Below are 24,178 nucleotides of genomic sequence, written 5' to 3' on the forward strand. Positions count from 1 at the left end.
ATCCTATGTCTGCAAGTTATCCCAAAAAATTAGATACATCTTTAGAATTACAAAAACCTTTGTCTGGCTATCGGACAATGTTTAATTATGGGATGAGTGCGATCGCTTTTATCCTTACTGCAATCGCTTTAATACCTTTAGTTGCCATACTAATCGAAATTCTCCGTCAAGGATTGCCCAACTTAAAACCTGAAGTATTTACAGCCTTACCCGCGCCACCGCCGATATTACCTACAGATCCTAACGGTTTTGGCAATGCGATTGTTGGTACGTTAATGATGGTAGGTATTGCCTCGCTAATTAGCATTCCTGTAGGATTAATGACAGGGATATTTTTAGCAGAATTTGGTCAAACTTCGGCGATCGCCAGTTTTGTACGCTTTATTACTACTATTTTGACGGGTGTACCTTCAATTATTGCGGGGGTATTTGCCTATGGCGTTCTGATTCTCAACCACGTTACCCAATTTTCGGCGGTAGCTGGGGGTTTTGCGCTTTCGGTAATTATGCTGCCGATTGTTGCTTTGACTACCGAACAAGCCTTAAAATTAGTGCCACAGCCTCAACGCCTTGCGTCCGCCGCTTTGGGTGCTAGTCGGTTTCAAACTACCTTTAAAGTTGCTGTCGCGGCGGCAATTCCAGCTATAACGACAGGAATTTTGTTAGCAGTGGCTAGGGCGGCGGGAGAAACTGCGCCGTTAATTTTTACGGCTTTATTTAGCGATATTTGGCCAGAGGGATTATTTGAACCTAGTCCAGCTTTATCTACTTTAATTTACAAATATGCCCAATCGCCGGATGTAATTCAAAATCAAATTGCTTGGACGGCTTCGTTAGTTTTAGTTGGTTTGGTTTTGTTGATTAGTATTTTGTCGCGGCTGGCAACGCGCCAACGTTTTAGCGATCGTTAATTTAGCATCTACTCCCCCTGTGAATAACAATAATTTTCCTCCTGCTTCGACGACAATTCCCGCGCTGCGAGTTAAAGCTTTAAGCTTTTACTACGGCAACCTCAAAGCCCTCGAATCGGTGTCAATGGACATCTACCAAGGACAGATCACCGCAATTATTGGCCCCTCTGGTTGTGGTAAATCAACTTTTATCAAATCTCTCAATCGAATTAGTGAATTAGAAAGTAGTAGTGTCAAAGTTGAAGGTGAGGTAGAGTTTTTTGGGCAAAATATCTATGCAAGTCGCGTCAATTTGAATCGTTTACGACAGCAAATTGGGATGGTATTTCAAAAACCGAACCCCTTTCCGATGAGCATTTATGACAATGTTGCCTATGGAGTGCGAATTGCTGGGCGTTGTGCCAAATCTAAGTTAGATGAAATTGTCGAATCGGCAATTAAAAGCGCAGCTTTGTGGGATGAAGTCAAAGATAAGTTAAATAAATCAGCTTTGGGGCTTTCGGGGGGACAACAGCAGCGCCTTTGTATTGCCCGTGCTTTAGCTGTAAAGCCAAAAATTTTATTAATGGACGAACCCGCTTCAGCCCTCGATCCAATCGCTACAATGAAAATTGAGGAATTAATTAAAACTTTGCGATCGTCTGTCACGATCGCCATTGTTACTCACAATATGCAACAAGCGGCGCGAGTTTCTGATTACACGGCTTTTTTTAGCACTGATGAAAGCCGCATTGGGCAGATGGTCGAATTTGGTTCTACAACTCAGATTTTTTCTGAAGCTACTCACTCTCGCACCCGCGACTATGTACAAGGACGTTTTGGCTAATTTATGAATAAGATTAAACGATTGATAATTTCTTGGATAGCGATCGCCTTTATAGTTCTACTAGCAACCACAAGTAGCGCCCAAGCCGCCAACCTACCCGAAGCAATTATGTATCGAGATCCAGCCTGTACTTGCTGCGGTAGTTGGATGAAACACTTGCAATCTCAAGGGTTTTCTGTAAAAAATGTTCCCGTTGCAGACATATTTGCTTTTAAGCATGAACAAGGAGTAACCGACGATTTAGCCTCTTGTCATACGGCAATAATTGATGGTTATGTGGTAGAAGGTCACGTTCCAGGAGACGATATTAAGCGCCTCTTGGCACAAAAACCCGATATTACAGGAATTGCTGTTCCCGGTATGCCTGTAGGTACGCCAGGGATGGAAATGGGCAGTAAAAAAGATTCTTACGCGGTAGTATCTTTTGATAAGCAAGGACAAACTAAAGTTTTTAAGCAGTATTCTTTTTAAAAATATCGCGGTATATTAAATGTTCTCTAAAGCTGAGTAATTAAAAAACTCAGCTTTTTGTTGTATCAGTCCCAAAACTTACACAGCAAACCTATAGTTAAGCCCACTACTATTAGATTAGGCGATCGCCGTAGGTTATAAATTTACTTAAAAAACTATGTCAGAACAAACTCAATCGTTTCCTGAAGCTAATTCTTCAGAACAGTTAGAATTTCTTGAACCGGAGACTAAAGCGCCTGTAGATGTTAAACCTAGTACCGATGCGCCTTTAGTAAGCGATCGCTCTGCTAAAACTCGGCAAATGCTAGGCATGAAAGGAGCTTCTAGCGGTGAAACTTCTATTTGGAAGATTCGTTTACAGCTAACAAAGCCGATTACCTGGATTCCCTTAATTTGGGGCGTACTTTGCGGTACAGCATCATCGGGCAATTTTACTTGGTCGCTGGAAAACGTGCTAAAAGTAGCTACTTGTATGTTACTTGCTGGCCCATTGCTAACAGGTTATACCCAAACTGTTAACGATTACTCTGACCGCGAGATTGATGCTGTTAACGAACCTTATCGCCCAATTCCATCGGGTGCAATTAGTACACCGCAAGTTATTACCCAAATTTTGACATTGCTATTATCGGGAATTGCGATCGCTTTTATCCTCGATAAATGGGCTGGTCATCAGTTTCCCACAATTACCGCTTTAGCGCTGGGTGGCTCTTTCTTAGCATACATTTACGGCGCTCCCCCTTTTCAACTCAAGCGCAACGGTTGGTTGAGCGGTTATGCTTTGGGAGCAAGTTATATTGCTTTACCTTGGTGTACGGGTCATGCTTTATTTGGCGAACTCAATTGGACAATTGTAGTTTTGACGCTCATTTACAGTATGGCGGGGTTGGGAATTGCAGTTGTTAATGACTTCAAAAGTGTAGAAGGCGATCGCCAATTTGGTTTGCAGTCTCTCCCTGTCATGTTTGGAGTCAATACCGCCGCTTGGATTTGCGTAGTAATGATTGACTTATTTCAAGCTGGAATTGGCGCTTATTTACTAAGTTTGCATGAAAATGTTTATGGTGCGATCGTTTTGTTGCTGATTGTGCCGCAAATAGTTTTCCAAAAGCTTTATTTCCTTCCCGATCCTCTTAACAATGATGTCAAGTATCAAGCCAGCGCTCAACCGTTTTTAGTTTTGGGAATGTTGCTTACAGGTATCGCGTTAGGTCATGCTGGGATTTAAAATTTACCTCTAAACGGATATTAACTTCACTGATGAAATACATTAACATGGCTAATAATAAGTTGTTAGCCTGCCTAAAATGATTGTGTTTCAACTGCTACAAGTTTTAATTCATTTCCTCCAGCCGATACTTATGCCGATTTGTTTTTTGTCTGCTTGGTCTTTAACTTTTCTGTTCTGTTGGAGTTTGTGGAATGCTATCCAAGATGGCGCAACTACTACCCAGAAAATGCACCAAATTCCTTGCTCTGGTTGTCAGTTTTTTACCAACGACTATCGGCTAAAATGCACTGTACAGCCTTCTATAGCTAATACTGAAGATGCGGTTTCCTGCATGGATTATCAGCCTAAAACTAATTCCATGCTCTACTAAAAACATAATTGTCAAATGCTGATTCAAAAACTGCTCGATTGCGATGAATTTGTGGCTGGGGATAATACCTTGTTGCGGGAATTGCTACACCCCGACAAACAGGCGATCGCATTGGGTTACAGTTTAGCTCATGCAACGCTACCAGTAGGTAAAACTTCTCAGCCTCACTCCTTAACTACCTCAGAGGTTTACTACATTTTGAGTGGTAAAGGAGAAATGTACATCAATTCAGAAGTTCAAATCGTTGTACCGGGGGATGCGGTGTACATTCCCCCCGATGCAAAGCAATTTATCTACAACTGTGGCGACGAAGCGCTAGTATTTATCTGCATTGTCGATCCAGCTTGGCGCAAGGAAGATGAAACTGTTTACTAAGCGCCTGTTTTTGCTATCGTTGTTTGCGATTAGTGCGATCGCTATAGGGTTAATTGCTATACCTACTTATAGTCAACAGATAGATGATTGTCGTCCGCAAATAGTTTTACCAGAAAATTTTAGCGGCGCTATTGAATTTTTAGAAGATAACTCCAAGTGCAAAAATAGCAATCAGGTAACCAGCTACTCCGAAGCGTTGCAGCAACTAGCAAAAGCAAAGGTTGTTTACTTAGGGGAAACTCACGACAATGTTAAAGATCATCGGCTACAACTAGCTATTATTCAGCAACTCTACAAGAAAAATAGTAAGGTTGCGATCGCTCTCGAAATATTCCAACGTCCTTATCAAGGGGTTGTGAATGATTACTTAGCCGGAAAAATCAACGAGCAAGAGTTATTAGATAAAAGTGAATATAAAAAGCGTTGGGGTTATCCCTGGCAATATTACGCGCCGATTGTTCAATTTGCTAAAGCCAAAAAGCTCCCAGTTTTAGCTTTAAATACTCCCACAGAAATTACTCGCTTGGTTGCTAAGAATGGCTTAGATAGCCTTACTCCAGAGCAAAGTAAACTTATTCCTCCCCTCTCAGAAATTCGTACAGACAATGCTGAGTATCGCCAATTAATGCTAGGTATTTTTCAGCAACATCAAGCCGATGCTAAAGGTAATAGTGAGAGTTTTGAAAAGTTTTTTCAAGCTCAAGTATTATGGGATGAAACTATGGCGGAAGCGATCGCTAAGTTTATTCAATCAAACCCAGGCTACCAAGTTGTAGTATTAGTTGGACAAGGGCATATTGTCTATAACTACGGTATTCCCAGCCGCGTAGCACCACGACGACTGAAAACACCGCTTAATCAACGTTCGGTGTTATTAAGTAACGATTTAGAGGAGAAAAGTGCTACTAAATTACCAATTGCTGATTATGTTTTTTGGCAAGAAAGTAATTAAGTTTTTGTTTGCGATCGCACTGTAAAAACCTTTAAAGCAAAATTCCACAGGTTATGGAGCAATAAAAGGAATAATAGATATGGTGTGATTGAGAAAAGATGATTGATTATTTTGCTTCGCGATCGCCTAGCACCAGAGCAAATAGACCAAATGCTTCAAGCTCATGGCTTTTATGTAAAAATAGCAGTAGATATTGAACGGGGTATTATTGCCGGAGGCGGAGAACTTCACGCTGATTGCGAAGCTGTATTATTATCAGATGGAAGCCAGCAAAAAGATATTTGGGGAGCAAATTGGAATCCGTTAACTCAAGAAGTTAGTTTTGAATCTCTGATAAATATTCGTCCTCGTCAAAACAATCGTTCCATAGAAATCCTTGACCCTAATATTAAAGCTAATGTTGCAGCGATCGTTCAAAAATTGATTGGGTAGTTATGAAAGATTGGAACACAAAAAAAGAACGCTATCTACAGGACGATTTACCTAAACGATTAGGTAATTTAGCCGTTAATTTAGCTCGAATTGAATCTTTGTCTAATAACTCTGTTAACGGTGACTTGGTTAAAAGTTTAGTAGAAGAAAGTAAGTTTTTTATTGAATGGGTAGCTACTGATATAGACCTAGATAAAGCCGCAGACTTAATCGAGTTCCAAATTCAACTAGCTAAATGGCAACTAACTTGGGCAGAGGTTTGGGCAAATCCTACAGAACGTAGGAATGTCGCTAAACAAGCCCATAATTGGTCAGAACGCTTGCTAGATATTTCAGGCTTAATATCTGGTGCAGTTTCTTAACTATCCTAAAAGTCTACTAAACTAACAAAAGGTTGAAAAATAGGTAATAAATCGGCTCTGCTAACTAGGAGAGTAGGATAAGAGAAACTACCGTAATCTTTGCCAGAAGTTAAAGGAAACATTGGTTGAGGATTTAAAGACAGCCAAGTACAGCCAGCCGCTTGAGAAATCACCCAAACTGCTGCAATATCCCAAATTTTGGGTGTAGACTCTACAGCACCTAAAGTTGAAGCATTTGCAACCGTAAGTAAGTTGTAGCTGGCAACGCCAAGCATCCGAATTTTAGCCGGAAAGCCTTTGATAGGGAAGCTTTGCAAAGTGCGAGAACAGATACTAAAAAAGTGATTGCCTGTAAGTTGCTCCGAGCTAGAGTAAATAGATAAGTTATTACAAAAAGCGCCTTTAGGAGGCGGTACAAGTTCGGGAGAATCGCACCAATAGCCATGAAAAGCTTGGTTTATCAGTGGAAAATAGACGTAACCAAAAACGGGTGTACCTTTGTAAAGCAAGCCTAGAGAAATGCCCCAAATTGGAATACCCCTAGTAAAGTTGGTAGTACCATCAACGGGATCGATAATCCAACACCATTCAGTATCGGGGAAAGTATGCGATCCTTCTTCAGTTAAAATGCCGTGAGTGGGAAAAGTAGATGCGATCGCGCTTTGAATTTCTAAGTCCGCCCATTTATCCGATCTCGTAACTAAGCTACCATCGGCTTTTTCTTCGGCGGAAACTTGCCCAAAATCTTTAAGTAACTGTTCCCCTACGTGGCTTGCAGTAGTTTGGGCAAAATCAAAAACTTGCTGCCAAAAATCAGTATTCAATCTAATTCACCTTTTAAAACCGATGCGATCGCGCTTCTTGTCTTCGTTTGAAATTCTGCCACATTAACGCGCCGCAAACACACTACAGCAAGGAGCATTCCCACCGCTTGCAACCCAAATACTAAACCATAAGATAACACGGGCGCAGTAAACATTGATTTACCTACTTGCAGCACCGCACCGCCTGTAACTGTTGCAATTCCTCGCGCCATTGCTTGCGACAAACCCCAAGCACCGATAAAAGTACCCGCCGTTTCCGCCGCCGTCAAATCCAACATTAAACTAATCGCGCCTGTGGTAGTTACTCCAGAAGCCAAGCCAAATATTAATAACGCACCTTGCAGCATTTGCGGGTTAGCAGTTAAACCTGCGGAAATTATCAAGCCAAAAGTTGCAGCTACAGCAATACAACCAATTTGAGCCGTTTTTTGTTTACCCAGACGCGGCACAATTAAAAAGCCCGTTGTACTCATACCGATTAGCGTACCCGTACCCCAAAAAGCGTTCAGTTTTGTAGTTTCAGAAATCGTCATGCCAAAAACTTCACCGCCGTAGGGTTCTAGTACAGCTTCCTGCATAAATAAGCTAATTGTCATTACCAGCAAAAAAGTAAAAAATATCCCTGTTTGACGGTTAGCTGTTAAAACTCTTAAAGCCCGACCTAGAGTAATACTATCTTCTCGGTTTACTAATTGCGATCGCGTTGCATACTGAGAATACTTTTTTTCTACACCCACCGTAGCGATAAAAGCTAATCCCACAACTAAAACGGGAACAATTAAAAACAATCGGTTTACAGAAGATTGCAATAACTCTAACGGTGCGTCTAAAGCAATTTGTTTTAACAAACTGCTGCTAATGATTGCGCCGACAATAATACCTACCATCAACATCGACCAAACAATTCCCACTAGCTTAGAGCGATTATCTTCTTCAGAGACATCGACTAACAGCGCTGCAAAGGGGGTAGAACTGGCACTAATAGCTAAACCATACAGAGCAAAAACTAGCCCTAATAATCCTACTAAACCATAGGTTTGCATCGTCCAGCCGGATTGTAAGCTTGAGCCAAGTTGCCATATTACTTGAACAGCTAAGAAAGATGCGATCGCAAACAATGTCGCTCCCGTCCACACATAGCCTGTGCGATGATAGCCGTATAAAGGTTTAGAATCCGACATTTGCCCAAACCATACCCTTGCTGGGGCGATAAATTGGTGCATAGCGATCGTTCCCGCAGCCACTAAGGCAGGTACTTTCAATTCATCGATCATTACCCGATTAAGTACACCGAGGGTCAATACTGCCATAATTCCTAGTCCCATCTGAAACAAGCCTAGCCGGAACATGGTTAAGAGGTTTAGCTTGGGTGTAGTAATTGGTTGCGAGTCCAAAAAATCGCTGCTTGCCATAGTTTTATAAAAGAAACTTAGTATATAGGCGATCCTAAATCAATTGTGAAAATTGTAGGGGCGCAATGCATTGCGCCCCTACGGTTATATGTTTATGAATCAAACAAGATTGCTAGAGGCGATCGCCCAAATCAATTGTAAACTTCTTAGGCTGTGCAACGAAAAGGGAAGTAGTGGGCGTACTATACTTCAGGAATAAGCATAGATATTGACTATATTTTTTGATTAAAAGCTATGTTCCCAAATCATCGCCCTCGCCGTTTAAGAACTCATCCCCAATTGCGCCGCATGGTGCGCGAAACTGTTTTAACCACTAACGATTTAATTTATCCTTTGTTTGCCGTCCCTGGTGAAGGAATTGCCACAGAAGTTAAATCAATGCCGGGAGTTTACCAGCTATCGGTAGATAAAATTGTTGAAGAAGCTAAAGAAACCTACGATTTAGGCATTCCCGGAATTATTTTATTTGGTATCCCCGAAGACAAAGACACCGATGCAACAGGCGCTTGGCATGATTGTGGGATTGTCCAAAAAGCTGCTACAGCCGTTAAAGCCGCCGTTCCCGATTTGATTGTCATAGCAGATACTTGTCTATGCGAGTACACGAACCACGGACATTGTGGCTACTTGCAAGTTGGCGATTTAACCGGAAAAGTTTTAAACGATCCAACTTTAGAATTGTTAGGCAAAACTGCGGTTTCCCAAGCGAAAGCAGGCGCGGACATTATTGCGCCTTCGGGGATGATGGATGGCTTTGTGCAAGCCATTCGCACAGCTTTAGATGCGGCGGGTTATCAAGATACGCCAATTATGTCCTACGCGGCTAAATACGCCTCAGCTTATTATGGGCCATTTCGTGATGCTGCCGATTCTTCCCCGCAATTTGGCGATCGCAGAACTTACCAAATGGACGCAGGAAACGCCCGCGAAGCCTTAAAAGAGATTGAGTTAGACATCGCTGAAGGCGCAGATATGCTGATGGTAAAACCAGCTTTAGCATACATGGATATTATCTGGCGCGTAAAAGAAGCAAGTAACTTACCTGTAGCGGCTTACAACGTTTCTGGGGAGTATGCAATGGTAAAAGCGGCGGCGCTGAATGGTTGGATAGATGAGGAACGAGTTGTAATGGAAACCTTGACGGGGTTTAAACGCGCTGGTGCAGATATGATTTTGACTTATCACGCTAAAGATGCGGCGCGTTGGTTGGGATAATAAAGTGCGATCGCATTTTCAGTAAGTGCGATCGCATTATAATCAGTCCCAAAACGCTAAGATTTTAGACTAACGATCAAAATAACTATTGATGTAATGGCAGAAACATTATTTTTTAACGCCCTCAATCAGGCTATAGATGAAGAAATGGCGCGGGATGCTACGGTACTTGTGCTAGGTGAAGATGTAGGTCATTACGGCGGTTCTTACAAAGTTACCAAAGACTTACATGGCAAATACGGCGATATGCGCGTATTAGATACTCCCATTGCTGAAAATAGTTTTACAGGTATGGCTGTCGGCGCAGCTATGACAGGCTTAAGACCGATAATTGAAGGCATGAATATGGGGTTTCTACTTTTAGCCTTTAACCAAATATCTAATAATGCTGGGATGCTGCGTTATACCTCTGGAGGTAATTTTACAATTCCAATGGTAATTCGCGGGCCTGGGGGTGTAGGGAGACAATTAGGTGCGGAACATTCCCAGCGATTAGAGGCATATTTCCAAGCCGTTCCGGGGATAAAAATTGTTGCTTGTTCTACACCCTACAATGCCAAAGGATTGTTAAAATCGGCAATCCGGGACAATAACCCCGTGCTATTTTTTGAACACGTATTGCTTTACAACTTAAAAGAAAATTTACCCGACGAAGAATACTTACTTCCCTTGGATAAAGCTGAAGTCGTCCGTAAAGGTAAAGACGTAACTATTCTTACCTATTCGCGGATGCGTCACCACGTCATGCAAGCCGTGAAAGTATTAGAAAAAGATGGCTACGATCCAGAAGTAATTGATTTAATCTCTTTAAAACCTCTAGACTTTGATACTATTGGCGCTTCGATTCGCAAAACTCACAAAGTAATAATTGTTGAGGAGTGTATGCGTACTGGCGGCATAGGTGCAGAATTAACCGCTTCCATAAACGATCGCTTATTTGACGAATTAGACGCACCTGTACTCAGACTATCTTCCCAAGATATTCCTACGCCTTATAATGGCAAGTTAGAGCGGTTAACAATCGTGCAGCCAGAGCAGATTGTTGAAGCCGTCCAAAAGATGGTAGCTTTGCGGGTTTAGCGGTAGGTAATAGGTTTTCTGCTACGACCCGTTCAAAACCGATTATCATACATTTGTTAAGAGCGGGTCATGGTATGCAGAAACAGCGAGGGGTATTAGCTTTAATTTTAGTATTGATTATCGGAGCGATCGCCACGATAATTAACATTGATATTCCTTTGGGGTTGGACTTACAGGGAGGTTCTCAGTTAACAATTCAAGTAAAAACCACCGATAAAATTAAGCAAATTACCCAGCAACAGCTAGAAGATGTCCAGAAAGTAATTGAAAACCGGGTTAACGGTTTAGGGGTGTCCGAACCATTAGTACAGACGGTAGGACAAGATCAAATTTTGGTACAATTGCCGGGAGTAAGTAACCCCGAACAAGCAGAAAAGGTTTTAGGCGGTACAGCACAGTTAGAATTTAAAGCCCAAAAACCTGGTACAGAAGCCCAGTTATTTGCTTACCAACAATCACAGAGCGAACTATTAGCCAAGCAAGCAGAGTTAAGCAAAACTGACGATCAAGCGGCAATAGAAAAAAATCTTGCAGACTTGCAAAATAATTATAAAGCGATCGCCGAATTGTTTGAAAGTAAGGGATTAGGCGGTAGAAATCTTCAAGATGCCTTTGGCGAACCTACCCAAGCCAGCAATAATTGGAATGTCGCTATCCGTTTTGATGATGAAGGCGGCAAATTATTCGCAGACTTAACAAAAAATCTGGCAGGGACGGGGCGCAGTATAGGAATTTTCTTAGACAATAAACTAATTAGCGCTCCTAATGTTGGGGTAGAATTTGCCAAAACGGGAATTGCTGGAGGCGCGGCAGTAATTACTGGGAATTTTACCCCCCAAGCCGCAACGGATTTAAGCGTACAGTTGCGCGGTGGTGCTTTACCTGTACCAGTGGAAATTGTTGAAAACCGTACAGTAGGCGCAACTTTAGGACGCGATAGTATTCAACGCAGCATCTACGCTGGGGTGGGTGGTTTGCTTTTAGTCTTAATTTTTATGGTGGTTTACTACCGCTTACCAGGACTAATTGCCGATATTGCCTTAATTATTTATTCTCTGCTAACTTGGGCTACTTTTGCCCTTTTAGGCGTGACGCTGACACTCCCAGGGATTGCGGGGTTTATTCTCAGTATTGGGATGGCGGTAGATGCCAACGTTTTAATTTTTGAGCGGACGCGGGAAGAATTACGGGCGGGAAAAACGCTATATCGTTCTGTAGAATCAGGCTTTTATCGAGCTTTTTCTAGTATTTTAGATGGCAACGTAACCACTGTAATTGCTTGTGGGGCGCTGTTTTGGCTGGGTTCGGGTTTGGTACGAGGCTTTGCTTTAACGTTAGCTTTGGGCGTAGCTATGAGTATGTTTACAGCGCTTACTTGCAGTCGGACGTTTATGTTTATCGCCATTACCTTCCCTGCTTTGCGTAAACCAGAACTATTTTGTCCAAATCTACCAACCGCTAAAAAGGCATCGGGGGCAGTATGAAGTTTAGTGTAAATAAACAAAGAAATCTCTGGTGGAGTATATCTTTGACGCTGATTTTGGGTAGTTTAATTGCAATGCTGGTTTCGTGGCAACAAATTAATGCACCGTTGCGCCCTAGTTTAGATTTTATCGGCGGTACGCGGCTGCAACTCCAGCGCGATTGTACTATAGCAGGGGTATGCGATCGCAAAATCGACCTCGCGGTAGTGCGTCAAATTATGGCAGACCAAGGACTAGGCAATAGTACAATTCAACTTGTAGATAAAGATCGCAACTCTAACGATCAAATTCTATCTATTCGTACCAAAAACCTTAGCGTTGACGAACGGACAGCGTTGCAAGATGCTTTAAGTCAATCTATAGGTGCTTTAGATTTGCAAGCAAGTCAAAATGACACTGTTGGCCCAACTATTGGTAGACAGCTACTTAGTTCGGGTCTACTGGCGCTAATTGTTTCTTTTGCTGGAATTATTATCTACTTAAGCTTTCGCTTTGAGTTGGATTATGCGCTATTTGCGATCGTTGCCCTATTTCACGATGTCTTGATTACGGCGGGAGCTTTCTCGGTTTTGGGATTAGTCCAAGGAGTAGAAGTAGATAGTTTATTTATCGTCTCTTTGCTGACAATTACAGGTTTTTCTGTTAACGATACTGTAGTTATTTACGATCGCATTCGGGAAGTAATTAAGCTAAATCCCGACCAACCAATTAAAGAAATTGTCGATGATGCGGTTAATCAAACCTTAACTCGTTCGATCAATACGACTTTAACGGTGTTGTTGACATTGTTTTCAATCTTCTTTTTTGGTGGCGAAACTCTCAAAAACTTTGCCTTAGCCTTAATTATTGGTTTTACCCTGGGCGCGTATTCCAGTATTTTTATTGCCAGTACGTTATTGTCCTTGTGGCGAGAATCAAGAGTTCAACCCAAGTCTGTAGAAGTGCTTGAGTAGTAGATCCCCCTCAGTCCCCCTTAAAAAGGGGGAGGAATAAATATTTTATTTTCCCCCCTTTTTAAGGGGGGTTAGGGGGGATCTACATCGTCAAGTAACCAAGAGATTTTGCAAACATTCCCACAAAAGCAGGCTTTTTACCTGCTTTTTTAACGAGCAAATCAATACCCGACAAAATAAGTCGGGTATGTTTGACGTGGTAAATAGCCCGTGTTAGTATCAAGCGACTGATGGAAAACAGAGGGTATAGAGTCAATGACCAAAGCGATCGCACAACCAATATCTTTATCAGCTACCTTTAGCGCTTTAAAGTGTAAAGAATGCAGCGCCGAGTACGAACTAAAAGCTATTCACGTTTGCGAAGAATGCTTTGGGCCATTGGAAGTAACCTATGACTACGACGCTATCCGTCGCACTGTAACCCGCGAAACTATCCAAGCTGGGCCAAATTCAATTTGGCGTTACCGTGCTTTTTTACCCGTAGCCACCGACAACCCCATTGATGTTGGTACGGGAATGACACCCTTAATTCAGGCGAATCGCTTGGGGCGACGCTTGGGATTGAAAAAGCTTTTTATTAAAAACGATGCCGTAAATATGCCCACCTTGAGTTTTAAAGATCGGGTGGTTTCTGTAGCGCTTACTCGTGCTAAAGAATTGGGCTTTACAATGGTTTCTTGCGCTAGTACGGGCAACTTAGCTAATTCTACCGCCGCGATCGCCGCTAGTGCTGGTTTAGATTGCTGCGTGTTTATTCCCGCAGACTTAGAAGCAGGGAAAATTTTAGGCACTCTAATTTACGGGCCGACAGTAATGGCAGTAGAAGGCAACTACGATCAAGTTAATCGCCTCTGCTGTGAAGTAGCTAACACCCACGATTGGGGATTTGTCAACATTAATTTACGTCCTTATTACTCCGAAGGTTCAAAAACCTTGGGTTACGAAGTAGCCGAACAATTAGGCTGGCAATTACCAGATCATATAGTTGCGCCTTTGGCCTCTGGTTCGTTATTTACCAAGATATACAAGGGTTTCCGAGAATTTGTAGATGTTGGCTTGGTAGAAGATAAAGACGTGCGTTTTAGTGGCGCACAAGCTGAAGGTTGTTCGCCAATTGCTCAAGCTTACAAAGATGGCAAAGACTTTATCAAACCCGTAAAGCCTAGCACGATCGCTAAATCCCTAGCAATTGGCAATCCCGCCGATGGCGTTTACGCGCTGGAAGTCGCTAGAAAAACTAACGGTAATATTGAATCGGTTAACGACGCAGAGATAATTGAAGCAATCAAACTTCTCGCCGAAACTGAAGGGATATTTACAGAAACCGCCGGGGGAACTACTATCGGCGTTCTCAAAAAGCTTGTAGAAGCAGGCAAAATTGACCCCGAAGAAACAACGGTAGTCTACATTACCGGGAACGGATTAAAAACCCAAGAAGCCGTACAAGGTTACATTGGCGAACCATTAACTATTGAAGCTAAGTTAGATAGCTTTGAACGGGCGCTAGAGCGATCGCGTACATTAGATCGTTTAGATTGGCAGCCCGTGCTAGTTTAAGAAAAAACTGTTATTGTAGTTATCCTCCTTTTCTATCCTGCTCCTATGTCCGTTAAAGTCTTAATTCCTACTCCCCTGCAAAAATTCACCAATGACCAAGCCACTTTAGAATGTGATGGCAAAACCATTTCTGAATTAATCGAAGCTTTAGAACAAACTTGTCCTGGTATCAAAGCGCGTCTTTGTGACGAAAACGGACAACCCCGACGCTTTTTGAACCTTTACGTCAACAGTGAAGATATCCGCTTTTTAGAAGGTACAGATACCCCGCTAAAAGAGGGTGATGAAGTCAGCATAGTTCCGGCGGTGGCTGGCGGCTGATGCACGCTAATTTTTATTTGTAAGTAGACTTGAGCGATTAGATGGCTTAAGTCTACTTTTTAGTTTTAGACTGAAATTGAGTTTATACTTACTTTTTCCGGTGGATATTTATCAATCCGTAGTTAGTCCAATACTATTTTCTGGCTTAAAAACCGATCCTGAATGGCTGCAAAAACAGACAATTAGCAACCTTTCTAAACTAGACAACAGTAAAAATATTGTCTCTCAAACAATAAAAGCTCAATTAGCAAAGTCTTTGAACTTTAGCCACGATTCCTTGCAACAAAAACTCTGGGGTTTAGAATTTCCCAATCCTGTAGGGTTAGCGGCGGGATTTGATAAAGATGGTTTAGCGGCGGGAATGTGGTCGAGTTTTGGTTTTGGGTTTGCAGAAATAGGCACTGTAACCTTACACGCGCAGCCTGGCAACCCCCAGCCTCGTTTATTTCGTTTACCTATAGATAAAGCTGCACTCAACCGCATGGGGTTTAATAATTGTGGTGCGGAAGTAATGGCAACACAATTAGCAGATAGATTTAAAACGGCTAAAAGTTTAATTCCGATTGGAATAAATCTCGGTAAATCTAAAGTTACAGCTTTAGAAGACGCACCCGCCGATTATCTAGGTAGCTTTCGCGCTTTGCAAGACTTGGGAGATTATTTTGTAGTTAATGTATCTTCCCCCAATACTCCAGGGTTGCGAACTCTGCAAGATGCGGGGAGTTTGAACGCTATTTTGGATGCTTTGCAACAAGAAAATCAAGGACGTAAGCCGATTTTAGTTAAAATTGCTCCAGATTTGGAATGGGATGCGATCGCAGATATTATAAAAGTTGCTAAAATTCAACAACTTGCCGGAATTATTGCCACCAATACAACTATTCGCCGCGACAATTTGCAAACTCAAGTTATTGCAACTACAGGTAAATCTATTCATGAAGAAGCTGGCGGTATTAGTGGCTTACCTATAAAAAATCGCTCTACTGAAGTTATCCGGTTTATTTATTCGGAAACTAAAGGACAACTCCCGATTATTGGCGTTGGTGGAATCTTTACAGCAACTGATGCTTGGGAAAAAATAACGGCGGGTGCAAGTTTGTTGCAAGTGTACACCGGATGGATTTATGAAGGGCCGTTAATGGTGCGCCGAATTTTAATCGGTTTGCAGGAAAAACTGTTAGAACATCAGTTAACGTCTGTTTCCCAAGCTATAGGTTTAACAGCTAATAATTAACTTATTTTTCAAGAGTGTAATTAATGCCAATTAAAACCAGTGTGAAGTTATTAATTTTGTTTAGTATGATTTTGGTAACTAGCATTGCCTATAAAAATGCTTTAGCCATAGCCGAAATAGCTATCAAACAACCATTTACAGTAAAGCTTAAACCTAGAATTAAGGTGGCTTCAGACTTTGCCAACAAATACAAAAATATTGATGAACTTCTAGCGGCTTCTGATGTGGTTGTCTTCGGAAAATTTACAGGAAATCCTCAGATAGTTTTACCGAGTGAAGGGCTATCTTTACCTCTAGGTTGGAAAGAAGATCGAAAAAGAAAACCTTTAGATCCTACTTTTATCAATCAAGTTTTAGCTTCAAGAGATCCCGGTCATCGTACTATGACCTTTGTACCGAGCCAAACGATTAAAGGAAGTACAAGCAAAGCTATAACTGTAGGACAACGTGGGACATTTGCTGAATCTGATACTTTACAAAACACAGGTGATAAGTTTTTTCAAGCAGGAGATTTTTATGTACTGTTTTTGACGTTAGAACCTTCCCGGAGTGATAACTTTTATTGGACTACTGGAGCGGTTCAAGGTGCTTTTCAAGTAAAGAGCGATCGCATAAACTGTCCGCAAATTAAAAGTGAATCTTTAGATGATTTTCTACGAACTATTCAAACCAAAGTGAAATCAATTAATAGTAACTAAATTGCAAATATTATAGTGTAAAAAATTCGTTTTTATTAACTATTATAATTGTGATGGTAGAAATCAAAGCACAGGTAAATTATTGTGGAAGCCCAAATAACTTAGAGGAAGGGCAACCATTGATAAGTAAAATTTATAAAAATAGTAGCAAGTGTTTTAGCTTACAATTGAATTTGGTTAACTACCTATATGAATATCAGTTTTATTTAACCCGATAACCTTTTACAAGAGTTCTAGTATATGGAATCATGGTTTAGTGTTAATTGGCAAGAACTTTTTGTTCCTAGTATGCCACTATTTGAACTTTTTGTACGCGGCTCTATAGTTTATCTACTGTTGTTTTTTGTATTACGTTTTATCCCTGCGCGTCAATTAGGAATGTTGGGAATTACCGACTTACTTGTAGTAGTTTTGTTTGCTGAAGCGGCTCAAAATGCGATGGCAACAAACTATACGTCAATAACCGAAGGAGTTGCGCTTGTAGGGACGGTAATTTTTTGGAGCTACTTAATTAATTGGCTAGGTTACAAATATCCCCACCTGCAAAAGTTTCTAAATCCGCCGCCTTTATTGATAGTCAAAAATGGTAAATTAATTGAACGCAATTTAGAAAAAGAATTAATTACTGAAGATGAATTAATGAGTCAGTTACGCCAACAAGGTGTAGAGTTGATTCAAGAAGTAAAAATAGCCTATATGGAATCAGATGGGGAAATTAGTGTAATTTCCCAAGAGAAAAAGACCTCTACTACTGAACTATAATTTAGTTGTTACTTAGGTTTAGTTAAGAATAACTTTACCACTTTGTTGAATCCTAATCGCGCTTTGTTGCTCGTTTAAAGTTTTTCCTTCACTCAAAGAAACTTCTAACAATCCTGAATTAACAACGGAAGTAGCTGCAATTTGAATAAATCCGTTATCGGGACGGACTAAAGTAATAGTTACAGGAGCGGGTAAGTCTTTAAGTACAACTTCTGTTTTGGCTGCTAAAGTCCGCCCTTCAGTGTATTTAATGGCTTCGTAAGTAATGGCTGTATTGGTAGTGTTTGTTAATTTGACACTTACTTTACCGTTGATGGGTGTAACCGTTGCGATCGCATTCCCACTTTCTTCCGGTAAAGGCGGTACTAAGGGGGCGCTGGGGTCTGTAATATTAACTGGGGTGCGATCGCGCCTATAAAGCTGTTCGTTAAATATACTTGGTTTAGGATTAAGCACTCCACTCGGCGTTGGCTTAGGAGTTTGAGCTATAGAGCTTAGAGGAATACCAATAAACAATAAGCTACCGCCGATTAAAACTGCTTTATTTTTAATTTGGTTAAGTTTATTCATAAAAATTCGTCTGCTTTTATTCTTTAACCTTTAATTTACGCACATTAACTCCTAACTAACATCTAGCATTGGGTGTAAAAGCATTCAAGTATAGTTAACGCCAGTTAGTTCGATGTAAAAAGGATTGATGACGAGATTTTAAGGGGAGCTTAGTATCATCAATTGGTGGAGAAATCGAGGAAGAATCCCGCCACAAAACTAAAGGAATACTCAAAGATCCTAAGACTGTTACAACTCCCGCCATCATCCAAACTAACCAGCGATTAGGGCGATAATTTCCCCGCTCGATTTGCCAAAATACTTGGTTGTAGCGCCAAGCAGCTAGACTAATAACAATAATTCCAAAAATTACTAAACTAACTCCTAAGTTTTCTGAATTAAAAATTGGGTAAGTAGCAACGGGCTTTTGAGTGACTGCTACATGAAGTTGACGCAAAAATAAGCCAAACCTGGCGATCGCAATGCCAAAACCAATTAAAGCAATAGAAGTGCGCAGCCAAGCCAAAAAAGTCCGCTCGTTTGCTTGATGTTCGCGTTGGCGATCGATTACAGGTTTTACCATTAGCTTTCGCACCAGTCCAAAATTCGATTCCACGCCCACCAAGGATCGGGATCTTTAGCTACTAATTGTCCTTCTTTGCTATTTATATAACCTACATGACCGCCGTAATCGGTTAATACTAAGTCAATATTTGGATTAGCTTTGCAAGCAGCTTGCAAATCGGGAATAATTGCCGGATCGAACATCGGATCGTCGGCGGCATATAAAATTAAAGTTGGCTTTTCTAGGTGTGGCAATATATGCAAGCCACTACTAGCCTCGTAATAAGCCTCTACCGTAGGAAAACCCAAGCGATCGATAACTAGCTCTTTGTCAAAACCCCAAATGCTAGTGGCTCTCTCAATAGCCCTTAGATCGATTTCTCCGGGGTGAGCGTGATAGATTTTTAGAGCTAGTTTTTTTAGTTCCTTGGCGATCGCTTGTTCCAAATACTTACCCCAAGGATCTTTAACTAAATAATTAAGACTGCGCGTTGAGTCTAAACTTGGACAAATCACCGCCGCGCCGCCAATTTCGGTATTATCTAGTTCTACGTCCCGATTTTTGGTTAATTCTTGTGCCGCTTTTACCGCCCACAATGCCAATTGTCCACCCAAAGAAAAGCCTGTAAACCAAAACTTGCCAGGACATCCCAGCGCTTTAGATTGCGACGCAATGCGTACAAAGTCTTCTCCTTCAAATAAACCATCTGAAGTTAATGTTGGAGACAATAGAGCGGTTTTGCCGTGCGCTCTCCAATCAAACAGCACCACCGCATAGCCTTGGGCGTAGGCTTTGCGCCCCAAAAGTCGTAAAAACCACTGATTATCTAACGATCCGGTAATACCATACGTCCCTACAATCGTACCGCGAGGGTTTTTAGGAATAGCAACAATGCCAAAAATCGGTACGCCTTTAGCCCCCATAAAAACTTTTTCTTGGTAAGGTGGCTCTGGGTGTGCGGTTGTCTTTTCCCAATCTTGACTAGCAAATAGGGCAGTATAAACGGTCATTGACACGCCATTTTTTAGCCACCAGGGGGGAATATAGCCAACATTGGACATAGAGAAAGTTCAAATACGAGACAGTTACTTTATTATTTCGGCTTGCTGCTCAATATTTCTATTCCTTTAGTCAATTTTCTGGTAAAGTCTTAAGATTATATTTAGAATGCTCTATATAATAATTTAGAGCGCTCTTTGTACCTGACAAAGATTTTTTTTATCCCTAATATCTGCAAAGATTTTTTAATAATGCCTCGGATACTTGTTATTGATGACGATCCAGCGATCTCGGAACTTGTCGCAGTCAATCTAGAAATGGCTGGATATGAAGTTACGCAGGCAGAAGATGGCATTAAAGGTCAAGCCCTAGCAATGCAAATATTGCCAGACTTAATCATGCTCGACTTGATGTTGCCTAGAGTTGATGGGTTTACGGTTTGCCAACGCTTGCGCCGCGATGAAAGGACGGCGGAAATCCCCGTACTAATGTTAACGGCTTTAAGTCAAACTCAAAACAAAGTTGAAGGATTTAATGCTGGGGCAGATGATTACTTAACTAAGCCCTTTGAAGTAGAGGAATTGTTAGCAAGAGTGCGCGCTTTACTGCGGCGTACCGATCGCATTCCCCAAGCTGCCAAGCATAGCGAAATTCTTAACTATGGTTCGTTAACTCTAGTACCAGAGCGTTTTGAAGCAATTTGGTTTACAAAAACTATCAAGTTAACTCATTTAGAATTTGAATTGCTTCATTGCTTGCTACAACGACACGGGCAAACGGTATCTCCTAGCGAGATTTTGAAAGAAGTTTGGGGTTACGATCCTAATGATGATATTGAAACTATCCGTGTCCACATCCGCCACTTAAGAACAAAACTAGAACCAGATCCGCGCCATCCTCGCTACATTACGACGGTTTATGGTGCAGGCTACTGTTTAGAATTACCTGGCGACTCCTCAATCGAGCTTAACAACTTACCTCTAAGCATTACTAAAGAAAATAATTCTTAAACTTAACTGTGGTAGGTTTATTGTCCCAAAAAAAGCCCCCCAAAATTTGGGAGGCGAAGTCAAAGTTAACAAATCCTTTAACCAGCTACAGCTAAAGCTCCGGCAATTGCCGAACAAATAGCTGAAACAATAGCAGTTCCAGCCAACCATTGAGCAGCCGTTGCCGCCGCTTTACGAGTTTCTTCCGCTTGCTTTTGTGCCTGACGCTTAACGTCTTCCAAACGGCGTTGAGCCTCTTGCTGAATGCGTTCGGCTCGTTGCAATACGCTGTTACGCGCTCCTTCAATTTGATCGATAATCCGGTTAGCATCAGCCTCGCTAATATCTTCACGAGAACTCATGACTGCAACTAGAGTATCGCGGTTGAAAGAACCTAGGCGATCGCGAATCGAATCAAAACCTGCTTGGGGATCGTCAAACAACTGACGCACATCGCGTTTGATGCCATCATAGTTGAGTTCAGGACGGTCAAGAGCATTGAGGTAGTTGCGAATTTGACCAAATACGCCATCAAGGGTATCTTGAATCCGTCGTTGTACTGCTCTTACTTGTTCGACAAATTGTTCGCGTACAGCGAGGACTTGATCGACAATCCGCGCCGCTTCTTCCTCTGACATATCGCCTCGCGCTTGCAGTAAAGTAACTACTGTATCGCGGTCAAAATGCGCCAATCGGTCGCTAAAACTTTCTACCCCAGCGCGTGGATCGTGAATTAATAGCTGCAAATCGCGCTTAATTGCTTCAGGATTAAGTTCATCTTTGCCAGTATTTCGCAAGTAATCTTCGACGTTAGATTGAAATGTTTGAACTCTTTGTTGAGTTCTAGCAGCTAAACGTCTGGGACTTTTGACGATATTACGAATCGAGCCTTGTACTCCGTCAATAACTTGGTTTACCTGCTCTTCGCTCAAATCTCGGCGTTGACTAAGCAATTGCACCAAAGTATCGCGATCAACTTGAGACAAGCGGCGGCGTAAAGCTAACGCTCCCTCTTGGGGATTTTCAAATAGTCTAGAGAAGTCGCGGGCAATTCCTTCAGGGTTCAATTCATCTTTACCAGTATTTCGCAAGTAATCCGATAAAGTAGTTGTCACCGAGTCGTACTGATCTTTAGCTAAAGCAGCGACGTTTTGCGGTGCGTGGCGGAGGCTTCCCCAAGTTGATTCTACTTGGTCGATGGTTTGGTTAATTTGCTCCTCATTCAAGTCTTGACGCTGATTGAGCAACTGTACCAAGGTATCGCGGTCAAAACGAGATACACGCGATGCGATCGCACTCATCCCAGCAGAGGGATCGTTTAACAAAGTTTTGAGTTCCGACGCGATCGCATTGGGGTTAAGTTCGTCTTTGCCGGTATTTCGCAGATAAGACTCTAAATTTAACCATAGCGACTCGGCTTGCGCCTTAGCTTGGTCAGCGATATTTTGCGATTCAAATAGTACGCGATCGCGCTGGGATTCTAGCAAGCCCACAATTTCCTCTGCTTCCGCTTCAGAAACATCATTACGCTGAAGCAATACTTGGCGCATAGACTCTCGATCTAACCCTGCTAGGCGAATGCTTAAGGTTTCATGACTTGCCTCAGCATCTTGTAGCAAAGGCTTAAAAGTGCGCTCTACGCCTTCTGTTGTCAGTTCTGACTTACTTGTAACTAGCAAATAGCTTTCTACGGCTCGTTGCAAGTCTTGGGCGGCTTCTTTCTCCTCTTGCGCTCTTGCCATCATTAAAACTTCAGTACGGATGCTTTCTAAGCGATCGGCAATCGAGGCAATTTGCGTTTGGGTAAGAATTCCGCGCTGTTGCAATAGTTGCACAAAATCGTTGCGAGAAAGCTGTTCTAATTGACGGCGTACTGCTCCGGGATCTGCCGCCGGATCGTACAATACATCGTGAAATTCCTGAGCAATCTTGTCTTGACTCATTTGCCAAGAATAAGTGTTAAGCAGGTAATTTTCCACATCGGCGCGAATTGTACTGTAAGGCAAACTAGGAGTTTTAACACCGGTTTGCGTTGCAACTTTATCTACTTGCTCGGTTACTTTATCTTTGGCGCTAGTTAACGAGCCGATAATCTTCTCTACATCAAAGTCTGACAAGTCCGTGCGTCCCATGACTAACCCAATTAGGGTATTTATCCCGGTTTGCATAATACCTGGAGTATTTTCTTGGGCCGCTTTTTGGCTAGTGTCTTTTGTTTGACGCATTTCTGCCATTAATTTGTCAATTTTGGCATCTAATTCATCAGTTTTTGTTTGTCCCGGCGCAACGCTTTTGAGATACTCTACCATTTCTCCCATCCGGTCAGTTTGGGGTTCTTGGCGATCGACTACTTGCTTCCAAACGCTTTCTAATTGATCGACAATCCGGTTCATATCTTTTTTAGATAAGTCCGTGCGACTGCTGACCAATTCCACAAACTTTTGTCTATCTATATTCCGTAAATCGCTACTTCCCGCCACGGCTTTTAGTTGTGGATCGCTGAGTAACTTTTCAAATTCGCCCTTAATTTTGCTTAAATCCAATTCGGGGGGACGCAGCATTTGCAAATAGTCTTCAACATTTTCCCGAATACTCATCGGATCTACGGCCGATCCTAGTTCGCGGCGGATTGCTCCGGCGGCGGCTTCGGCGGTAGCTACTACTTGATTATTTACAGCTTTTGCTCCCAAAGCGGCGGCGGCTGTTCCCATCAACGCCTGCACCCCAGAGGTTGCAGTATTGATAAGTGAACCAATTAGCGAGCCTACACTACTTGAACCTATCCACACTAAGAGCAAGAAGTAAGCTGCCCAAATTACTAAACCAACGATCGCGCCAAGTCCTGAACTTGCAATCAAACTTAGTTTTACTGCCAAAAAACAAGCGATCGCTAAAGAAATACTGACACTAATTAAAGTTCCTAGTCCTAAAGCCGTGCCAATTTTGCGAATAGTACCACCAAAACTTGTTGCTTCTTCATCCGTGCGATCGCTTTCCCCTTCGTCGGAACTACGTCCCAAAAGAAAGGCTACACCAACATTAGTTAGTAGTAGCTGTACGGCAAAAGCCAGCACTACCCCGGCAATTAATGCTACAAAGAATTTTGGTCCTGAAAACAAAAGTGCCGCATCTTCTGGAGTTTGCACCCCTTCTGTAACTGGAACTTGCGCTAACCAAAATAGCGTTTTTTCAAGCCCCAGTGTTATCCCAATATGTTCAAACATGGTATACCCTTCGTCAAACTTTAACTCGGCGTTGATTTATAGATTGTGTGAGGTAAAAACAGTGTATCTCTTACAATACTCAACTATGAAGTCAGAATCGCTGCCTGTGGCAGTTTGTAACATCCTCCCTTGGTCTGAAAAATATATCTTTAGCCAGATGAGCCAAGGCAATCAAGGCATTAAAAAAGCTGCGTAAGTTGAGCTAGTGGGTATAATTTTAGCTACTTCTACCATCAATTTGAGTAACATACATTTCAAAATGTAAATTTTACTATGACTATTGATAGAACTCTTTACAAAAAACTTGGTGCTAAATCACCCTTTAGAGTTGGTTAAGGTTCACTCCTAGAGACAGAAAGCAGGAAATAGATAGCTCGATAGA

The 24,178-nt window shown here is 41.9% G+C and carries 25 protein-coding genes; 19 read left to right on the plus strand and 6 right to left on the minus strand.

What is annotated here, in order from left to right; translation table 11 throughout:
• Positions 1-5 precede the first annotated feature (5 nt).
• From pstA to SYN7509_RS0206700, 9 genes are all read left to right on the plus strand, one after another.
• On the plus strand, positions 6-911 hold the full coding sequence (gene pstA, locus SYN7509_RS0206660; RefSeq protein WP_009634457.1) for a phosphate ABC transporter permease PstA: 906 nt from the start codon (positions 6-8) through the stop codon (positions 909-911).
• 19 nt (positions 912-930) lie between these two features.
• Entirely contained in the window at positions 931-1,737 is an 807-nt protein-coding gene (gene pstB / locus SYN7509_RS0206665) for a phosphate ABC transporter ATP-binding protein PstB (RefSeq protein ID WP_009634456.1), read from the plus strand.
• 3 nt (positions 1,738-1,740) lie between these two features.
• On the plus strand, positions 1,741-2,208 hold the full coding sequence (locus tag SYN7509_RS0206670; RefSeq protein WP_009634455.1) for a DUF411 domain-containing protein: 468 nt from the start codon (positions 1,741-1,743) through the stop codon (positions 2,206-2,208).
• A 157-nt stretch (positions 2,209-2,365) separates the two neighbouring features.
• On the plus strand, positions 2,366-3,436 hold the full coding sequence (gene chlG, locus SYN7509_RS0206675) for a chlorophyll synthase ChlG (protein WP_009634454.1): 1,071 nt from the start codon (positions 2,366-2,368) through the stop codon (positions 3,434-3,436).
• A gap of 133 nt (positions 3,437-3,569) precedes the next feature.
• Positions 3,570-3,809 (plus strand): hypothetical protein, encoded by a 240-nt coding sequence (locus SYN7509_RS0206680; protein ID WP_227501480.1) that lies wholly within the window; start codon positions 3,570-3,572, stop codon positions 3,807-3,809.
• A gap of 15 nt (positions 3,810-3,824) precedes the next feature.
• Positions 3,825-4,184 carry a cupin domain-containing protein gene (locus SYN7509_RS0206685; RefSeq protein ID WP_009634452.1) on the plus strand — a complete coding sequence of 120 codons (360 nt, stop codon included), beginning with the start codon at positions 3,825-3,827 and terminating at the stop codon, positions 4,182-4,184.
• Complete coding sequence (locus SYN7509_RS0206690) at positions 4,168-5,136, plus strand: ChaN family lipoprotein (RefSeq protein WP_009634451.1); 969 nt, start codon at positions 4,168-4,170, stop codon at positions 5,134-5,136. The genes SYN7509_RS0206685 and SYN7509_RS0206690 overlap by 17 nt, the downstream gene beginning before the upstream one ends.
• Before the next feature lie 102 nt (positions 5,137-5,238).
• The gene (locus SYN7509_RS0206695) at positions 5,239-5,568 is read left to right on the plus strand and encodes a DUF5674 family protein (protein WP_009634450.1); all 330 of its coding nucleotides are present in this window, start codon (positions 5,239-5,241) and stop codon (positions 5,566-5,568) included.
• A gap of 2 nt (positions 5,569-5,570) precedes the next feature.
• Entirely contained in the window at positions 5,571-5,930 is a 360-nt protein-coding gene (locus tag SYN7509_RS0206700) for a hypothetical protein (protein ID WP_009634449.1), read from the plus strand.
• Positions 5,931-5,935: 5 nt separating this feature from the next.
• Here the strand turns inward: SYN7509_RS0206700 and SYN7509_RS0206705 are convergent, their stop codons facing one another.
• Both SYN7509_RS0206705 and SYN7509_RS0206710 read right to left on the minus strand, forming a co-directional pair.
• Positions 5,936-6,754 (minus strand): inositol monophosphatase family protein, encoded by an 819-nt coding sequence (locus SYN7509_RS0206705; protein WP_009634448.1) that lies wholly within the window; start codon positions 6,752-6,754, stop codon positions 5,936-5,938.
• The gene (locus SYN7509_RS0206710; RefSeq protein ID WP_009634447.1) at positions 6,751-8,166 is read right to left on the minus strand and encodes a BCD family MFS transporter; all 1,416 of its coding nucleotides are present in this window, start codon (positions 8,164-8,166) and stop codon (positions 6,751-6,753) included. Before SYN7509_RS0206710 ends, SYN7509_RS0206705 begins: the two co-directional genes overlap by 4 nt.
• 234 nt (positions 8,167-8,400) lie before the next feature.
• Here SYN7509_RS0206710 and hemB point away from each other — a divergent pair, with 234 nt between their 5' ends.
• The 9 genes from hemB to SYN7509_RS0206755 all read left to right on the plus strand — a co-directional run bounded on the left by hemB (position 8,401) and on the right by SYN7509_RS0206755 (position 17,470).
• Positions 8,401-9,381 carry a porphobilinogen synthase gene (gene hemB / locus SYN7509_RS0206715; protein ID WP_009634446.1) on the plus strand — a complete coding sequence of 327 codons (981 nt, stop codon included), beginning with the start codon at positions 8,401-8,403 and terminating at the stop codon, positions 9,379-9,381.
• A gap of 96 nt (positions 9,382-9,477) precedes the next feature.
• On the plus strand, positions 9,478-10,461 hold the full coding sequence (locus SYN7509_RS0206720; protein WP_009634445.1) for an alpha-ketoacid dehydrogenase subunit beta: 984 nt from the start codon (positions 9,478-9,480) through the stop codon (positions 10,459-10,461).
• A 74-nt stretch (positions 10,462-10,535) separates the two neighbouring features.
• On the plus strand, positions 10,536-11,945 hold the full coding sequence (gene secD / locus SYN7509_RS0206725; RefSeq protein ID WP_009634444.1) for a protein translocase subunit SecD: 1,410 nt from the start codon (positions 10,536-10,538) through the stop codon (positions 11,943-11,945).
• Positions 11,942-12,898: a protein translocase subunit SecF gene (gene secF / locus SYN7509_RS0206730; protein WP_009634443.1), complete on the plus strand. Its 957-nt coding sequence runs from the start codon at positions 11,942-11,944 to the stop codon at positions 12,896-12,898. The genes secD and secF overlap by 4 nt, the downstream gene beginning before the upstream one ends.
• Before the next feature lie 255 nt (positions 12,899-13,153).
• Positions 13,154-14,455, plus strand: a complete 1,302-nt coding sequence (gene thrC, locus SYN7509_RS0206735; RefSeq protein WP_009634442.1) for a threonine synthase — start codon at positions 13,154-13,156, stop codon at positions 14,453-14,455.
• A 45-nt stretch (positions 14,456-14,500) separates the two neighbouring features.
• Positions 14,501-14,776 (plus strand): MoaD/ThiS family protein, encoded by a 276-nt coding sequence (locus SYN7509_RS0206740; protein WP_009634441.1) that lies wholly within the window; start codon positions 14,501-14,503, stop codon positions 14,774-14,776.
• Between the two features lie 100 nt (positions 14,777-14,876).
• Positions 14,877-16,010, plus strand: a complete 1,134-nt coding sequence (locus SYN7509_RS0206745; RefSeq protein ID WP_009634440.1) for a quinone-dependent dihydroorotate dehydrogenase — start codon at positions 14,877-14,879, stop codon at positions 16,008-16,010.
• A gap of 23 nt (positions 16,011-16,033) precedes the next feature.
• Positions 16,034-16,708 carry a hypothetical protein gene (locus tag SYN7509_RS0206750; RefSeq protein WP_009634439.1) on the plus strand — a complete coding sequence of 225 codons (675 nt, stop codon included), beginning with the start codon at positions 16,034-16,036 and terminating at the stop codon, positions 16,706-16,708.
• Positions 16,709-16,948: 240 nt separating this feature from the next.
• Entirely contained in the window at positions 16,949-17,470 is a 522-nt protein-coding gene (locus SYN7509_RS0206755; protein WP_009634437.1) for a DUF421 domain-containing protein, read from the plus strand.
• Positions 17,471-17,488: 18 nt separating this feature from the next.
• On the opposite strand, the gene SYN7509_RS0206760 is transcribed toward SYN7509_RS0206755, so the two are convergent.
• The 3 genes from SYN7509_RS0206760 to SYN7509_RS0206770 all read right to left on the minus strand — a co-directional run bounded on the left by SYN7509_RS0206760 (position 17,489) and on the right by SYN7509_RS0206770 (position 19,645).
• Entirely contained in the window at positions 17,489-18,040 is a 552-nt protein-coding gene (locus SYN7509_RS0206760) for a hypothetical protein (protein ID WP_009634436.1), read from the minus strand.
• A 94-nt stretch (positions 18,041-18,134) separates the two neighbouring features.
• Entirely contained in the window at positions 18,135-18,602 is a 468-nt protein-coding gene (locus tag SYN7509_RS0206765; protein ID WP_009634435.1) for a YidH family protein, read from the minus strand.
• A complete protein-coding gene (locus SYN7509_RS0206770) occupies positions 18,602-19,645 on the minus strand; it encodes a YheT family hydrolase (RefSeq protein WP_009634434.1) in 1,044 nt (347 codons plus the stop codon). The genes SYN7509_RS0206765 and SYN7509_RS0206770 overlap by 1 nt, the downstream gene beginning before the upstream one ends.
• 189 nt (positions 19,646-19,834) lie before the next feature.
• On the opposite strand from SYN7509_RS0206770, the gene SYN7509_RS0206775 reads away from it, so the two are divergent.
• Entirely contained in the window at positions 19,835-20,593 is a 759-nt protein-coding gene (locus SYN7509_RS0206775) for a response regulator transcription factor (RefSeq protein ID WP_009634433.1), read from the plus strand.
• A gap of 77 nt (positions 20,594-20,670) precedes the next feature.
• Here the strand turns inward: SYN7509_RS0206775 and SYN7509_RS0206780 are convergent, their stop codons facing one another.
• The gene (locus tag SYN7509_RS0206780) at positions 20,671-23,796 is read right to left on the minus strand and encodes an ABC transporter permease (RefSeq protein ID WP_009634432.1); all 3,126 of its coding nucleotides are present in this window, start codon (positions 23,794-23,796) and stop codon (positions 20,671-20,673) included.
• Positions 23,797-24,178 lie beyond the last annotated feature (382 nt).

The organism is Synechocystis sp. PCC 7509 (assembly GCF_000332075.2).
Taxonomy (GTDB): Bacteria; Cyanobacteriota; Cyanobacteriia; order Cyanobacteriales; family Chroococcidiopsidaceae; genus Aliterella.

Bases quoted from the DNA above. Each gene is read 5' to 3' on its own strand.
- SYN7509_RS0206710 (WP_009634447.1), bottom strand. From the start codon at position 8,166: ATGGCAAGCAGCGATTTTTTGGACTCGCAACCAATTACTACACCCAAG.
- pstA (WP_009634457.1), top strand. From the start codon at position 6: ATGTCTGCAAGTTATCCCAAAAAATTAGATACATCTTTAGAATTACAA.
- secF (WP_009634443.1), top strand. From the start codon at position 11,942: ATGAAGTTTAGTGTAAATAAACAAAGAAATCTCTGGTGGAGTATATCT.
- secD (WP_009634444.1), top strand. From the start codon at position 10,536: ATGCAGAAACAGCGAGGGGTATTAGCTTTAATTTTAGTATTGATTATC.
- SYN7509_RS0206690 (WP_009634451.1), top strand. From the start codon at position 4,168: ATGAAACTGTTTACTAAGCGCCTGTTTTTGCTATCGTTGTTTGCGATT.
- SYN7509_RS0206685 (WP_009634452.1), top strand. From the start codon at position 3,825: ATGCTGATTCAAAAACTGCTCGATTGCGATGAATTTGTGGCTGGGGAT.
- SYN7509_RS0206680 (WP_227501480.1), top strand. From the start codon at position 3,570: ATGCCGATTTGTTTTTTGTCTGCTTGGTCTTTAACTTTTCTGTTCTGT.
- SYN7509_RS0206670 (WP_009634455.1), top strand. From the start codon at position 1,741: ATGAATAAGATTAAACGATTGATAATTTCTTGGATAGCGATCGCCTTT.
- hemB (WP_009634446.1), top strand. From the start codon at position 8,401: ATGTTCCCAAATCATCGCCCTCGCCGTTTAAGAACTCATCCCCAATTG.
- SYN7509_RS0206740 (WP_009634441.1), top strand. From the start codon at position 14,501: ATGTCCGTTAAAGTCTTAATTCCTACTCCCCTGCAAAAATTCACCAAT.
- SYN7509_RS0206760 (WP_009634436.1), bottom strand. From the start codon at position 18,040: ATGAATAAACTTAACCAAATTAAAAATAAAGCAGTTTTAATCGGCGGT.
- SYN7509_RS0206700 (WP_009634449.1), top strand. From the start codon at position 5,571: ATGAAAGATTGGAACACAAAAAAAGAACGCTATCTACAGGACGATTTA.
- SYN7509_RS0206775 (WP_009634433.1), top strand. From the start codon at position 19,835: ATGCCTCGGATACTTGTTATTGATGACGATCCAGCGATCTCGGAACTT.
- SYN7509_RS0206720 (WP_009634445.1), top strand. From the start codon at position 9,478: ATGGCAGAAACATTATTTTTTAACGCCCTCAATCAGGCTATAGATGAA.
- chlG (WP_009634454.1), top strand. From the start codon at position 2,366: ATGTCAGAACAAACTCAATCGTTTCCTGAAGCTAATTCTTCAGAACAG.
- SYN7509_RS0206765 (WP_009634435.1), bottom strand. From the start codon at position 18,602: ATGGTAAAACCTGTAATCGATCGCCAACGCGAACATCAAGCAAACGAG.
- SYN7509_RS0206770 (WP_009634434.1), bottom strand. From the start codon at position 19,645: ATGTCCAATGTTGGCTATATTCCCCCCTGGTGGCTAAAAAATGGCGTG.
- SYN7509_RS0206750 (WP_009634439.1), top strand. From the start codon at position 16,034: ATGCCAATTAAAACCAGTGTGAAGTTATTAATTTTGTTTAGTATGATT.
- SYN7509_RS0206780 (WP_009634432.1), bottom strand. From the start codon at position 23,796: ATGTTTGAACATATTGGGATAACACTGGGGCTTGAAAAAACGCTATTT.
- thrC (WP_009634442.1), top strand. From the start codon at position 13,154: ATGACCAAAGCGATCGCACAACCAATATCTTTATCAGCTACCTTTAGC.
- SYN7509_RS0206755 (WP_009634437.1), top strand. From the start codon at position 16,949: ATGGAATCATGGTTTAGTGTTAATTGGCAAGAACTTTTTGTTCCTAGT.